The organism is Verrucomicrobiia bacterium, from assembly GCA_035629175.1.
Lineage (GTDB): Bacteria > Verrucomicrobiota > Verrucomicrobiia > Limisphaerales > DASXHY01 > DASXHY01.
Window position 1 is genome coordinate 55,135 of the sequence record DASPIL010000091.1, and the last position, 14,384, is coordinate 69,518.

At 59.1% G+C, this 14,384-nt stretch carries 14 protein-coding genes; 12 read left to right on the forward strand and 2 right to left on the reverse strand.

Annotated features, from left to right (window positions below):
- Window positions 1–66: 66 nt before the first annotated feature.
- The 5 genes from nusB (at window position 67) to VEH04_15670 (ending at window position 4,224) form a co-directional block, all read left to right on the forward strand.
- Complete coding sequence (gene nusB, locus VEH04_15650; GenBank protein ID HYG24212.1) at window positions 67–567, forward strand: transcription antitermination factor NusB; 501 nt, start codon at window positions 67–69, stop codon at window positions 565–567.
- 29 nt (window positions 568–596) lie between these two features.
- Window positions 597–1,442: a PHP domain-containing protein gene (locus tag VEH04_15655; GenBank protein ID HYG24213.1), complete on the forward strand. Its 846-nt coding sequence runs from the start codon at window positions 597–599 to the stop codon at window positions 1,440–1,442.
- A gap of 18 nt (window positions 1,443–1,460) precedes the next feature.
- Window positions 1,461–2,378, forward strand: coding sequence for a signal recognition particle-docking protein FtsY (ftsY, locus tag VEH04_15660; protein HYG24214.1), 918 nt, complete (start codon window positions 1,461–1,463; stop codon window positions 2,376–2,378).
- 4 nt (window positions 2,379–2,382) lie between these two features.
- A complete protein-coding gene (gene ribD, locus VEH04_15665) occupies window positions 2,383–3,528 on the forward strand; it encodes a bifunctional diaminohydroxyphosphoribosylaminopyrimidine deaminase/5-amino-6-(5-phosphoribosylamino)uracil reductase RibD (protein ID HYG24215.1) in 1,146 nt (381 codons plus the stop codon).
- A gap of 72 nt (window positions 3,529–3,600) precedes the next feature.
- On the forward strand, window positions 3,601–4,224 hold the full coding sequence (locus tag VEH04_15670; protein ID HYG24216.1) for a riboflavin synthase: 624 nt from the start codon (window positions 3,601–3,603) through the stop codon (window positions 4,222–4,224).
- 24 nt (window positions 4,225–4,248) lie between these two features.
- On the opposite strand, the gene VEH04_15675 is transcribed toward VEH04_15670, so the two are convergent.
- A complete protein-coding gene (locus VEH04_15675) occupies window positions 4,249–4,488 on the reverse strand; it encodes a YgdI/YgdR family lipoprotein (GenBank protein ID HYG24217.1) in 240 nt (79 codons plus the stop codon).
- Window positions 4,489–4,529: 41 nt separating this feature from the next.
- Here VEH04_15675 and VEH04_15680 point away from each other — a divergent pair, with 41 nt between their 5' ends.
- From VEH04_15680 to VEH04_15700, 5 genes are all read left to right on the forward strand, one after another.
- Window positions 4,530–5,012, forward strand: coding sequence for a hypothetical protein (locus tag VEH04_15680; GenBank protein ID HYG24218.1), 483 nt, complete (start codon window positions 4,530–4,532; stop codon window positions 5,010–5,012).
- Window positions 5,013–5,081: 69 nt separating this feature from the next.
- The gene (locus tag VEH04_15685) at window positions 5,082–6,491 is read left to right on the forward strand and encodes a sugar porter family MFS transporter (GenBank protein HYG24219.1); all 1,410 of its coding nucleotides are present in this window, start codon (window positions 5,082–5,084) and stop codon (window positions 6,489–6,491) included.
- A gap of 58 nt (window positions 6,492–6,549) precedes the next feature.
- Window positions 6,550–7,284, forward strand: a complete 735-nt coding sequence (locus tag VEH04_15690) for a GntR family transcriptional regulator (protein HYG24220.1) — start codon at window positions 6,550–6,552, stop codon at window positions 7,282–7,284.
- The gene (locus VEH04_15695) at window positions 7,281–8,234 is read left to right on the forward strand and encodes an ROK family protein (GenBank protein ID HYG24221.1); all 954 of its coding nucleotides are present in this window, start codon (window positions 7,281–7,283) and stop codon (window positions 8,232–8,234) included. The genes VEH04_15690 and VEH04_15695 overlap by 4 nt, the downstream gene beginning before the upstream one ends.
- Complete coding sequence (locus tag VEH04_15700; GenBank protein HYG24222.1) at window positions 8,231–10,072, forward strand: class I mannose-6-phosphate isomerase; 1,842 nt, start codon at window positions 8,231–8,233, stop codon at window positions 10,070–10,072. Before VEH04_15695 ends, VEH04_15700 begins: the two co-directional genes overlap by 4 nt.
- A 3-nt stretch (window positions 10,073–10,075) precedes the next feature.
- On the opposite strand, the gene VEH04_15705 is transcribed toward VEH04_15700, so the two are convergent.
- Window positions 10,076–10,954, reverse strand: coding sequence for a GntR family transcriptional regulator (locus VEH04_15705; protein ID HYG24223.1), 879 nt, complete (start codon window positions 10,952–10,954; stop codon window positions 10,076–10,078).
- A 23-nt stretch (window positions 10,955–10,977) separates the two neighbouring features.
- Here VEH04_15705 and VEH04_15710 point away from each other — a divergent pair, with 23 nt between their 5' ends.
- Complete coding sequence (locus VEH04_15710) at window positions 10,978–13,476, forward strand: LamG-like jellyroll fold domain-containing protein (protein HYG24224.1); 2,499 nt, start codon at window positions 10,978–10,980, stop codon at window positions 13,474–13,476.
- 59 nt (window positions 13,477–13,535) lie between these two features.
- Window positions 13,536–14,303, forward strand: a complete 768-nt coding sequence (locus VEH04_15715) for a prepilin-type N-terminal cleavage/methylation domain-containing protein (protein HYG24225.1) — start codon at window positions 13,536–13,538, stop codon at window positions 14,301–14,303.
- The last annotated feature ends 81 nt before the right edge of the window (window positions 14,304–14,384 follow it).

A 14,384-nucleotide genomic window follows, 5' to 3' on the forward strand; every position in this document is an offset into this window, starting at 1 on the left:
GGACTTCAAAGTCACGCGGGAAAGTTTTTCGTTTCTAGACACTGCTTTCTGCGGCATTGTTACTGCATGGGTAAGCGACGTGAGGCGCGCGAACGCGCCGTTCAGTTTCTGTTTCAGCACGACCTCAATCCGCCGGACGATCTCGAGGCCGCGCTGACGCAGTTCTGGGATTCGCAGCGTGCGGCGGCGATCGCGGAGGACAAGGGGAGTGCACGATGGGGTGAACACCAGGAATTGCCTCCGCCCACCGCGGATGAGGCGGCGATGCGCCTTTTTGCCGAGCCCTTGATTCGCGGCGCGATCCAGAACCGCGAAGCCGTGGACGCGCAGATCAAGAAGTATGCGAAGAACTGGGATCTGCACCGCATCGCAGCGGTCGATCGCAATATCCTTCGGCTGGCCATTTACGAGATGCTGTATCGCGAAGACATTCCCCCCATTGTGAGCATCAATGAGGCGGTGGATATTGCGAAGAAGTTCTCCACCCAGGACAGCGGGAAATTCGTGAACGGGATCCTGGACAAGATAAAGGGCGAATTGATGCGGCCGGCGCGAATCGTCGAATAATGCTGCCATGAAGCCGATGCGTTTTTGCAATGTTTGCTGACCTTCATCTTCATACAAATTTTTCGGACGGCACCTACACGCCCGAGGAGCTGATCGCGCAGGCGGCGCGGCATGGGTTTGCCGCGATAGCATTGACGGATCACGACACGACAGAAGGTTGCGCGCGGGCTCAGGCTGCGTGTCGTGCTGCGGGCATTGAGTTCATCATCGGGTCGGAACTGACGGCCGAGCAGGACGGAAATGAGGTGCATATCCTGGGTTATTTCCTGGATGCCACAAACCCCGTCCTGATTGCAGAGTTGACGCGTTTTCAATCCGTTCGCCAGGAACGCATTCGCGAAATGGCTGCTCGTCTGAATCGCTTGAATGTTCCGCTGGAGGCTGAAGCTGTGTTCCGGCTCGCGAACTGCCGTTCACCCGGACGCCCGCACGTCGCGCGCGCGTTGGTGGAGGGCGGATTCTGCGATTCCCTCGATGAGGCGTTCGAACGGTTTTTGAAGAAGGGACGTCCGGGATGGGTTCCCAAAGCCAAGATGGATGCGCTCACTGCCATTGCGTTGATTCATCAGGCGGGTGGATTGGCAGTCATGGCGCATCCCGGTCTGAATCGCACGGATCAGGTCATCCCTGAGTTGGTGGAATCGGGCCTTGATGGACTGGAGTGCTATCACACAAAGCATCCAGCCCCGACGGCGGAGCATTACCTGCGGATGGCAATGCGATTCAATCTGCTGGTGACGGGCGGTTCCGACTGCCACGGCTTGAGCAAGGGCAAGCCGCTGATTGGAACCGTGAAGCTCCCGATGGAACGGGTTGAAAGGCTGCAGGCTGCGGCTGCTGCGCGACGGTCCGGGGGGCCGGCCGTTTCCCTTTAGTTTCCGCTCTGATCTTTCATGGGACTCTTCGACAAACTTAAAGCGGGCCTGCAGAAGACGCAGAACAAGCTCGTTCACGAAATCAAACGCATCGTCACGCGCTCGCCGCGGATGACGGGCGAATCATTGGAAGAATTGGAAGCAGCCCTGATCGCGGGGGATCTCGGAATGGCCGTCACCACCCAGATCGTTCAGGCGGTTCGCCGCGCCTACGAAACTCAGGGGGGCTCGGGACTCGACGTTTTTGCGATCGCGCAGCAGGAGATTGAACGAAACCTTTCGGGGCAGAATCCCGCGCTCAAGGAAAATCCAAACGAACTGACGGTTGTTTCCGTGGTGGGAGTCAACGGCACAGGCAAGACAACCACCTCCGCGAAGCTTGCCCACTACGTTCAGTCGCAAAACAAGCCTGCCGTTCTCGCCGCATGCGACACGTTCCGTGCAGCAGCCATTGAACAACTGAAACTTTGGGGACAACGCTTGAACGTGGAAGTCGTCGCGGGCGCTTACGGAGCGGATCCTGCGGCGATTGCGCATGACGGAGTAACGGCCGCTCACGCGCGAAATGCGCGATATCTGTTCGTCGATACGGCAGGCCGATTGCACACCAAGCACAATCTCATGCAGGAGCTGCAGAAGCTTCACCGCGTCATGGGCAAGCAACTCGCCGGTGCTCCGCACGAGGTGCTGCTGGTGCTGGATGCAACGACTGGGATGAATGCCCTTAACCAGGCGCGGGAGTTCAATAAGGCGGTTCCGCTCACAGGGCTTGTGGTGACGAAGCTCGACGGCACCAGCAAGGGGGGCATGGTGGTCGCCATCCAGAAGGAATTGAATCTTCCAATCAAGTTTATTGGCGTCGGGGAACAGGCCGACGACCTCCAGCCATTCGATGCGCGGCGGTTTGCCGAGGCGCTTTTCACGCAGCCCGTCTGAAGCCATGAACGCGATTCCGTGGATGCAACTTGCATTACGGCTGGCGAAACGCGGTTTTGGAAAGACATCGCCCAATCCAATGGTGGGCGCTGTTTTGGTGAAAGCGGGCAAATCCATTGGGCAGGGATATCATCATCGGGCGGGCAAACCCCACGCGGAAATCGAGGCATTGCGCGATGCCGCCCGCCGCGGACATTCGCCTCACGGCGCCACACTTTTTGTCACCTTGGAACCGTGTTGCACCCAGGGCCGGACCCCGCCATGCACGGAGGCCCTAATCGATGCAGGGATCCGGTCGGTGGTCGTTGGTGCCACGGATCCAAATCCAAAACATCGAGGTGAAGGTTTTTCCATTCTCCGGCAGGCCGGCATCCGCGTGGAATCAGGTGTCTTGGCGGAACAATGTTCGCAGCTGAACGAGGCATTCAATCATTGGATCATCGCACGAACACCTTTCGTCACGGTCAAGGCCGCCATGACGCTCGACGGCAAGATTGCGACCGCCGCGGGCGAGTCAAAATGGATCACAGGCGACAAGGCGCGGCGGAAAGCAATGCGGTTGCGATTGGGCAGCGATGCAGTTCTCGTTGGCGTAAACACAATCCTGGCGGACGACCCGGCGTTGACATTGAGATCCGTCAGTGGCTTCGGAAACAAACGATTGCGGCGAATCATTCTCGATTCGGGCGGGAGGATTCCGCCTCTTGCACGTGTCCTCGGCGATGAACACGCTGAACTGACAACGGTGGTCGTCACTACCGCGACGGCTTCGAAAAGAGTAAAGGCGCTTTCGGAGCGCGTGCAGGTTTGGGTTTCCCCGGAAGCCGCCAGCAAGGACGGACAACGGCCGGATCTGCGGTGGCTTTTGCAGAAGCTTGGATCCGAGGGCGTGACGAGCGTTCTGGTTGAGGGTGGCGGTGAGGTGAATGCCAGCTTTCTATTGGGTGGATTTGCGCATCGCGTCGCATTTTTTTACGCTCCGAAAATCATCGGAGGTCGTAAGGCCCGACGTGGGGTTGCGGGGATGGGAGCCTCGGACTGGGGGGAGATTCCGCGAATTACCGGAATCGGATGGAAGACGCTGGGTCCGGATCTGTTGATGACAGGGGCGCTGGACTATTCGCAGGCGCCGCGGCGGAAGAACCCGTGACACGTCAAAGGACGTTTCGACATTGGCAAATCCCGTCTCGACGATCCCTCAAGCCACTTCTACGTTTCGCTCATGTTCACTGGAATCGTCGCTGAAGCAGGCAAAGTTGAACGGATCACTCCCCTGGCAAACTCGATTCGTCTCGTCGTTGCCGCAGCGCTCACCGCGCGAGGCCTCAAGGTGGGCGACAGCCTTGCGGTAAATGGATGCTGTCTCACCACGGTGAAAATCGCCGGGGGCCGCGGCAGATCGAAGCACGTCCACTTCGACCTGCTCGAGGAAACTTGGAAGCGCACGAACCTTCAATTGATGGCGACGGGCTCGCTCGTGAACCTCGAGCGTCCGCTCGCCGCTGGCAATGAGTTTGGCGGGCACTTCGTGACGGGCCACATCGACGGAGTCGGAAAAATCACAAGGTGGGAACGCTCGGGGAAGGATCACGTGCTGGACATTGCGGCGGCGCCCGATGTCATGCGGTACGTTGTCTTCAAAGGTTCGATAGCCGTCGACGGCATCAGCCTCACCGTTGCCGAAGCGAAACGAAACAGTTTTCGGATCTGGATCATTCCGCATACCTACGAAGTGACGGCGTTAAGCGACCGAAAGGTTGGCGACGCTGTGAACCTGGAAGCGGATCTTCTTGGAAAATACGTCGAGAAGTTTATCTCTGCGCGCAAGAATCCTCGCGATTCCTAGCACCCACGGGGGACGGCGGATGATTCACCGTCCCATTCCGTCGCGAGGTGTTGTGACCATGGATGAGGGCGCCACCTCGCGAATTCTTCCGGCGGGAACTGTCGCGCGGCGGCCCTGCAGATCCTTGTAGACATAGACCCCGTTGCTCAGCTGCGGCCTGCCTTTCGACACGATCTGGCCTCCTCCGTTTGTGGTCATGGTGTAACGACGCGCACAGCCGGTGGCCATGAGCGACACGAGCATTAAGAAAATGATTGTTTTCATTGGAGACTCCATGCCTGTCGGATGTCCGCATGGGGACAGCCATGGCTTACCCTGATGGCCCAAGCGTTACAAGCCTTGTTCTCGGCGCGGCTATTGACGGGTTCATAAAACCAACGACCTTTGCCTGGATGACAGCAACGATTCGCCAGAAGCTCGAAGGTGTTCGAACGCCGCTCCTGGAGCTGCACAAGGCGTTAGTGGATTCAGAGCGGGTGAGTTACGAGGAGATCGTCGGCCAGATCCGTTCGCCCAATCACTTTCTACAGCTCCTGACCACCGATCCCTGGTTTGCATGGCTGCATCCGCTTTCCCAGTTGATCGTTTCCATCGATGAAGCGCTCGATCGCAAGGAGCCGCTCACGCCCGCGGAGGTCGATGCCGTGTTCACGCAGGTTCAACGGCTGCTCGTCGCATCAGAAATTGGCGAGGGATTTTCCCGTCATTATTTCGACGCGCTGCAGCGCGATCCCGGCGTGGTTCTCGCGCATGCGGCAGTCACACGGCAGTGGCGTCCCCGCACCTGATTCGACCCCTTGAAGCCGCTTTACAGAAAACCCTTGTAAATGTATAGACAAATGTGATTTGCTCGCGCCATGAAGTCCACGAGCATGGCGGCTGGCCAAGTTGAACCGGTTTCGTTCCTGCGCAGTCCGCTGCTCTTGATGGTAGCATTGGTCGCCGCAGTGGGAGGGTTCCTGTTCGGCTATGACACAGCCGTGGTGAACGGTGCGAACCAGTACATCAAACTGCATTTTGGGTTGAATCCGGCCCAGGAGGGTTTCGCGGCTGCCAGCGCAATCCTTGGATGCATTCCTGGGGCGATGTTCGCCGGTTACCTGAGCGATCGGTTTGGGCGCCGGAAGGTGCTGTTTCTCTGCGCCATTCTGTACGCGGCCTCAGGCCTTCTGTCAGCGCTTCCGCGAACCTTCACGGAATTTCTCGTCGCGAGATTTATCAGCGGACTGGGAATTGGGGCGTCGTCCATGATATGCCCGGTTTACATTGCGGAACTCGCTCCAGCAAAATGGCGCGGCCGCCTGGGTTCGCTGTTCCAGTTTGGAATCGTCAGCGGCATTTTCCTCACCCTTTTCATCAATGGGCGCATTCAGGGCGCCGGTGACGAAGCATGGAACACGCACACGGGGTGGCGGTGGATGCTTGGGGCGGAAGTTGCACCCGCGATCCTGTTGCTTGGACTGCTGGCGTTCGTCAAGGAAAGTCCCCGGTGGCTCGTGCAAATGGGACGCGAAAAGGAGGCGCGCGACATTCTGGAACCGATTCACGGTGGCGTAGAGGCCGATGCGGAAATCGCTGCAACCAAGGAGGTTTTGCGGCAAAACGAAGGCAACTTCATCGAACTGCTCGCGAATTCCAGGTTTCGTCGATTGCTGCTGATCGCTGTGCTTCTCATGGCGTTTTCACAGTTCAGCGGAATCAACGCCATCATGTATTACTCGACGAAGATCTTCACCACCGCCGGTGTGGGTGTGAAGGATTCGTTCACGGCATCGGCGGTCGTCGGTTTGGTCAATTTGCTGTTCACACTGATCGCGGTTGCGTTTGTGGACAAGGCCGGGCGCCGTGCGCTGCTCCTGATCGGGCTGACCGCCCAGGTCATCGCCCTCGCAGCAGTCGGCTGGATGTTCCATGCAAACGTGCAGGGAGTGGCGTTGTTGGTTCCGATCCTCGCGTTCATCGCGGCGTTTGCGATGGCGCTTGGCCCGATCCCGTGGATCCTTTGTTCGGAAATTTTCCCGGCCCGCGTGCGCGGTCGGGCGATGTCCGTTGCTACGTTCACGATCTGGACTTCGTGTTACATCGTTGCCCAGACCTTTCCCATGCTCAACGACAGCCCGGCTGTCGGCCCGGCGCGCACGTTCTGGATCTACGCAGCATTCAGCCTTGCAGCCCTCGTCTTCGTGTTCGGAATGGTTCCGGAAACCAAGGGCAAAAGCCTTGAAGAGATCGAGGCCCGTTTCGCTGAAAAATCCCAGCCGAAATGAATTCTGCAAGGGGGCTTCACCTTGACACTTCGTCTATTTGTTTATACAAATGTGGGACATGTTGAATCTTGATCATGGCAGCCCGGTTCCGCTCCGTGCGCAGGTGGAGAAGTTGCTGCGGGACCTCGCGTTGCAGCCCCAGTACCAGAAAGGGGGATTGCTTCCGGACGAAGTGGCGCTTGCCGCGCAGCTCGGCGTCAGCAGGGGAACCGTCCGCTCGGGGATCAGCAAGCTCGTGTTCGAAGGGGTCTTGGAACGGAAGGCAGGCGTCGGCACCCGCGTGTCAAACCGTCATCTGGAATCGGGAATTAGCGCGTGGCGCAGCTTCACGCGTGAGATGGCTTCCAAGGGTATTTCGGTGGAGAATTTTCGACTCGATTTCCGCCTCGTTAAGGCCGGAGTCGATGCCGTGCGCACATTGAACCTGGACGAAGGTGCATCGCTGTGGCGCCTGGATCGCGTTCGCGGATGGGACGGAAAACCCGTCTTGCACAGCACCTCATGGTTTCATCCGCGCATCGGGCTGAAGGGCAATGAAGACACCTCGAAGCCGGTTTACGAGATGATTGAGGGTGCCACTGGCGTTCGGCCGAGTTATGCGCGCGAGGAGTTTCTGGCTGTAGGCGCGGATTCCCGCCTGGCGCGCCTGCTGGACGTCAGGCGCGGCACCCCGCTCCTGCTGCGGCGTCACATCGTATTTGACCAGGGAAACCGGCCGTTCGAATACGCCGAGGTGCATTACGTGAGTTCCCGATTCACGCTCACGCTTGAGATGCGGCGGGGTGAAGCATGACCTGTCTCGCCGTTGATTTCGGAGGAACCAGAATTAAGCTCGGCATTGTGCGCGACGGATCCGTCCTGGCGCATCGGGTGATTGCGGCGCAATCCGATCAACCTCTCGCATCGCGGCTGGAAGCCGTGGCCGCGGCGCTTGAAGCTCTTTGTCAGGAACAGGGAATCGCGACCGGGACCTGCGATGGAATTGGTTTTTCATACCCAAGCATCATTGATCGCAGGAACGCGCGGATCCTGGATCACTTCGGAAAGTTCGGCGATGCCTCCACAATCGATCTGCGGGGCTGGTCGCGTGAACGCCTGCGTCTGCCGCTTGCGATAGACAACGATGCGCGAATGGCCCTGATTGGAGAATGGCGGCACGGCGCGGGCCGGGGCTGTGACAATTGCGTGATCGTGACCCTCGGCACAGGGATTGGGGTCTCAGCAGTCATCGAAAGTCACGTGCTTCGGGGAGTGCACGGACAGGCTGGAATCCTGGGCGGCCACATCACGCTTCAGCCCGCGGGTCCGCAGTGCGTTTGCGGCAACAAGGGTTGCGCCGAAGTCGCGGCTTCCACCTCTGTCATCGGGAAGCTTGCGCGCGAACATCCTGCGTTCGGGTCCAGCGCCCTGGCTCGGGAGGACGTGGTGGACTACGCGGCAATATTCCGGCTCGCAGCAAAGGGTGATGCCTGTTCCGTCGCGCTGCGTGAACAAAGTTTACAAGTCTGGTCAGCGCTCGTGGTAAATCTGATTCACGTGTTTGATCCAGAGCGCGTCATTCTCGGTGGCGGAATCATGGGCAGCGGTTCCGTGATTGTTCCTGCCATTCAGGCATACGTGGAGCGACACGCTCACACCCCGTGGGGAAAAGTCACGGTCGTGCAATCCAGCCTCGGCGACCACGCCGCGCTGGTTGCCTGTGAATGGCTCGTGCAGGAGGAAATGGAGAAGGTTCTGAAATGAAGCGAAGCAACTACGACAAGTTTCCCAAGATTAATGTTCCGAACGGTGCCGGCGCGTGCGTGGAGGGCTGGGGCCAGTGTGCCAGGCGTTTGCAGCAGGCCGTTGCGAAGCGGGACAGTTCGCGAACCGTCATCGTTGTCGAGTGCTACCCCGGGGTCAACGAATCGGAAATTCTTAATGAGCTCAAGCCGCACATGCCCCATGCCGCCTGGGTGCGCAGCTCCGAGGCCATGCTCGAACCCGACAGAATCGATGCACTGATCGCTCCCTTTCTCGGCGGCGATGATCCCGTGTTTGGTTTTCTTGGCGGCCTCACGCTGCCGCAGTTTTTCGAACCCGCGAAACTGGAGCACTTGAGGTCTCAGGTCGCGGCAGCCCGGCAAGGCGTCGTCGTGGTGCTCGGATGTGGTGCGGCGCTTGTAACGGCTGGAGATATCCTGGTATACGCGGATCTCCCCCGTTGGGAGGCACAGGCACGGTTTCGCCGCAACGAAGCCAGCAATCTGGGTGCAAGCAATCAGACGCTGCGGACCAGCCTGCAATACAAGCGCGCATTCTTTATCGACTGGCGCGTCGCGGACCGATGGAAGCGGCCGCTGATCCGAAGGTGGGATTTTCTGCTCGATACAACCATTGGCGGAAAGCCGAAGCTTGCTGACGGCGACGCTGTCCGCGCTGCACTGCGGCATGCGGTGGCGCGGCCGTTTCGCGTGGTCCCATTCTTCGACCCGGCGCCTTGGGGCGGGCAATGGATGCGCGAGGCGTGCGGCCTGGATGGCGACGCGCCCAACTACGGCTGGTGTTTTGACTGCGTGCCGGAAGAAAACAGTCTCCTGTTCGATTTCGACGGGGTGACACTGGAAATGCCTTCAATCAACCTGGTCTTTGATCAACCCCGCGCGTTGCTGGGCGAGGCGGTGCATGCCCGTTTCGGAGATGAGTTTCCCATTCGATTCGATTTTCTCGATACGATGGGCGGAGGCAACCTGTCATTCCAGGTGCATCCGCTGACGGAATACATCCAGCACCATTTCGGAATGCACTACACGCAGGACGAAAGCTATTACGTCCTCGATGCTGGGGAAAATGCGAACGTCTATCTTGGCTTGCGTGACAACGTGGATCGTGACGCGATGATCCGCGATCTTCGGGCAGCGCAGGCGGGTGAACTGCAGTTTCCTGCAGACAAGTATGTGAATGTTTTCCCGGCGAGGAAACATGACCATTTTCTCATTCCAGCCGGAACCGTTCATTGTTCAGGAGCGGAGTCCATGGTGCTGGAGATCAGTGCGACGCCGTTCATCTTCACATTCAAGATGTGGGATTGGGGACGGCTCGGCCTCGATGGCAGGCCGCGGCCGATTCATCTGGACCACGGCATCGCAAACATTCAGTGGGATCGAACCACGGCATGGGTGCGGGAGAACCTTGTAAACCGGATTGTGCCGCTGGCGGTGGGTAACGGCTGGCGCGAGGAGGTCACGGGATTGCACGAGCGCGAGTTCCTTGAGACGCGGCGTCATTGGTTTACGAAGCTTGTGCCGCACCATACCCGCGGAGGGGTGAACGTCTTGAATCTTGTCGAGGGCGAGGAGGTGGTGGTCGAATCACCCGAAGGCGCGTTTGAGCCGTTTGTTGTTCATTTCGCGGAAACGTTCATTGTCCCGGCAGCCGTTGGAGCCTACACGATTCGCCCGGCGAATACGGTTCAAGGCGGACGTTACGCAACGATGAAAGCATTTGTGCGCGAATCGATGGCGGCACCGGTTTCGAATGAAGATTCCGCATCGGAAAATGCGCGACTTAGTGCCGGCCAGAAGCTGCAGCCCGTAAGCTGACGATCAAGCTTCTCCGCGACGCATGTCCAGGGTGAGCGCAAAACGTGAACTGACGTAATGGACCTCGGCAAACTCAAACGGTCTGCTGCCCTGGTCAAACACGGTATGGCGTCGCAGCAACAGCGGCGTCCCTCGCGAAACATCGAGCACCCGTGCGAGCGCGGCATCCGCGCTCACCGCCAGGAACTCTTCGCGCGCATTCCGCGGCCGCACGCCCGTGGTCTTCTCGATCATTTCATACAGCGGCCGCGTGATGTCCTCAGTGCCCTTCAAACCAATGCGCGGATGAAACCACGAAGTGGTCTGCAGCACCGGTTTTCCGTCCCATCCGCGGACGCGATTGAGGCACCGAAGCAGGGTGTCCGGTTCGACGTGCAACGCGCGCGCGGCATCTGCAGAGGCTTTCGCGTGCCGATACTCAACGCGGAAATTCTCCACCTTGATGCCTTTGGACGCCATTTCACGCGTGAAGCTGCGCCAGGCGGTGATGCCGGATTCGAGGTTTCGTGTCGACACCCGCGTCCCGACGCCCGCCTTGCGCTCCAGCATCCCTTCAAAAACGAGCTTGCTGATGCCGGATCGGACAGTGCCGCGGCTGACGCCGAGCTGCGCCGCGAGCGCGACTTCGTCCGGGAGCAGGGCGCCCTTCTGGTATTCCGGCTGGACAATCAGGTCCCGCAGCAGTTGTTCCACTTGGGCACGCAACGGAATCGGACTCTTGTGATCAACACTCAGCATCGGGCCGCATCTATGCGCAGGCGCAATTCCCGGTGTCAAGTTTCGGAAAAAACCGTTGACTTCCCCGCTTTCGATTGTAATAAATGTATAGACAAAGTCGGACAGCAGCAAATCCACGCGATTAACGATCTGAGCGACAACCATCCCTCCAAGCAGGAAAACCAACTATGAAAACCCAACCCGTGGCGGCCCCCTGGCGTCGGCGATCCCTTGCCGGCATAGGCCTGGCCTGCCTTTTATTTGCCGGCTCAACGAAGGCCCTTGACGTCATCGATCCCACAGGCGCCATTTACACCAACGTCACGAACAGCAGCCAGTTTGCGGCTGCCTGGGGCGCGACGAATCTCTTCACCCATAACATGTCGGCCATCTCGGTTGGACAGAGTTTTGGCGGTCCGGAATGGGCGAAGTCTGGTTCAGGTTCAGCGTATGTGGCGTTTGAAGTGGATCAGGTTTACTCCGTCGGCTCCGTGTACTGGGCGCAGCGAAATGGCGCAAGCACGGGCGACAACATGCAACGCATGAGCATCTGGACCAGTGAAACCACTCCCTTCACGGCTGCAAATCCCGGAACTCCGCCCGACAACGTGATCAACCTGCAGCCCAACGTGGGTGCCTCTGTCTGGCGGGAATACATCCTGACGAACATCGTGGACGGCCGCTATTTTCTCCTGTTCCTGGAACAAACCGCGGGGAACATCACTGGAAACCCGGGTGGAAATGAAATGCGGCTCGGATTGAATCCGCCGCCGACCCCGCCAAGCATCGTGCAGGCGCCCGAGGCAAAGACCATTTACACCGGCGGCTCCGTGTTCTTCGAGGTTGCAACTGCCGGCTCGGTGCCCATGACCTTCCAATGGCACAAGGACGGCGTAGCGCTTCAAAACAACTCGCGGATTTCGGGCGCCACTTCCAGCAAGCTTGTGGTTTCGGATCTCTCTGCAGCCGACCTCGGCAATTACACTGTCGGCGTGACCAACGCGTTTGGCGGGACGGTGAGCGCCGCGGCGGCCCTCTCATTGATCCCCGCTCCCACTGCGGATTATCCCGCCGCCGTCATGGCAAATCCGCCTGTTGCTTATTGGCGTTTCGACGAAGCGGCCGGCCCGTCCGCGTTCGATTATGCAGGTGGATACAATGGCTTGTATGGTCCGGCCTCCGCCCTGAGCGCAGTTGGTCCTCGCCCCCCGCAACAGCCTGGTTTCGAAAATCAAAACGCCGCGGTGCAAACCACGAGCTTCCTTATCGATTCAGCTGTCACCCTGCCTCCGTTGAACCTTTCAACAAATAACCGCGTGACCATCACAGCCTGGGTCCGGCCGGATGGCGAGCAGCAGCCTTTCGCAGGCATCGTGTTCAGCCGCGCGGCTGGCACCATTGCCGGACTGAGCTACAACTCAAATGCTACCCGCCTCGCTTATCAATGGGCAGGCAACCGCGTGAACTTCGATTCGGGCATCAGTCTTCCCGTGGGTGAGTGGAGCATGGTGGCGCTGGTCGTGACTCCGACGAATGCAACGCTGTATGCAGGCACGAATCAATCGGTCCGGATGGCCGTCGATACCTTCAATCAACCGGTTCAAACGTTTGGCGGAAGCACGATGATCGGCCTTGACGTGAGCGGCGGGGAATCTGCCCGCACCTTCAACGGCGCGATTGATGAGGTCGCCATCTATGAACGCGCCTTGTCTGAAGCGGAGATCATGAACCTCTTCGCCGCCGGTGTGGGTTCCATCGTGCCGCTGCCCGTTGAAATTACCGGCATCACAACCAATCAGAACCTGTTCACAGGCGAACGACTGAACCTTGCCGCCACCGTGACTGGCACGTCTCCCATTTCGTATCAATGGTATCGGGATGAATCTCCCATCGCAGGCGCAACCAACGCGACGTATGTGTTGCCAGGTGTGCGCACGGCGGACGCGGCCGACTACTATTTGATCGCACAAAACCAGGCGAACTCCGCCACCAGCAGCGTGGTGACGGTGAATGTCTCGAGCAGCATCGTTCGTGTTCTCGACCCAACGGGCGCGATCTACACAAACGCGCTTGCGGACCGGACCTTTGCAAATAACTGGGGCGCCACGAACCTGTTCAAGACAGACGTGAGCAACATCCCGCTTGGCGCATCGATCGGCTCCCAGGCCGAGTATGCAAGGTCGGGCGGCGGCGACGCATGGGTTCGCTTTGAGGTCGACCAGGTGTACACCATTGGGGCCCTTTACTGGGCTCATCGAGCCGGGTCGGGGACGGGTGACAACATGCAGCAGGTGAGCCTTTGGGCGAGCGAAACGACTGCATTCAGCACCAACGATCCCGGAACGCCTCCCGCAGTGACCATTCCGCTTGAACTCGGGAATCTCATTTGGAATCGGCACTTGCTGCCTGAACCGATTACCGGACGTTATTTCCTGATGCACATGGAGCAGACGACCATCACGGGCAATCCCGGCGCTGCCGAGGTGCGGTTGGGCGTTATTGGACTTCCGGCCCCGCTGGAAATTTCGGTCGTCAACGGTTCGCCAGTTCTGGAATGGCCAAGCCACGGCGTGCTGCAGCACGCGGACGCCCTCACGGGTCCGTGGGTCAATGCAACCGGCATCACGAGCGGGAGCCCTGTGCCAGCCACGGCCGAACAGAAGTTCTTCCGCGTTCTCTATTACTGACCCAGGAGGGTAGTTGATGGGCCGGGGGATCGAACCCCCGGCTCTTTAAGAAAGTGCTTATGACGACAGATGCAGGAAAGTCCAGTCCGGCGCGGCACCGCTCCGCGTTTACTCTGATTGAGCTGCTGGTGGTGATCGCCATCATCGCGATCCTCGCCGCGATGCTGCTGCCCGCGCTTGGCCGCGCCAAGGAAAACGCCAAGCGCACCTATTGCATGAACAATCTGCGGCAGATTGGAATTGCATTTCATCTGTATGCCGACGACAGCAACGGCAGCTTTCCTGTGATCGAGGGCTACGCAGCGCTCGGCGGCCGCCCGGCCACAAATTCAGCCGGCATTCCGACGCATTACGGGGCTCTCGCGAAGAACCGCCCCTTGAATGCGTATGTGGGCAATAACCAGGAACTGTTCCGCTGCCCGTCAGATAAAGGTGATCCGCACCTGCCGAACTTCGATAGCGCCTGGAACGGCTGGGGTAACAGTTACCTGGTTCCCTTTCAGCGCGACTACTTCCGCGTGCAATATGTTGCGGGAAATGCCCGAACTTTCGTTGCCGTGTGGGCCGCCGCCGACGGGGTTCCTGACAACGTGTCATTGAAGACTTCGGAAGTGGCGAAGAAGCCGGTGAACAAGCTGATGTTGGGCGAATGGAACTGGCACGCGAACCGCGATGTGAACGTGCGGCCGGCCATCTGGCATAATTTCAAGGGTGTCCGCAAGGAAGGTGTTTTGTTCGGTGATTCGCATGTGGAGTTTTACCAGTTTCCGAACGACCTCCATACCCACGCCGATACTCCGCCCGATCCCAATTATCTATTCTGGTAACCTCTGCAGCGGCGCCATGGGAAGAGCGGCTTCACAGCGTGTGGCGGCCTTCTCCGCCACGGGTTCTGAACACACGGATGC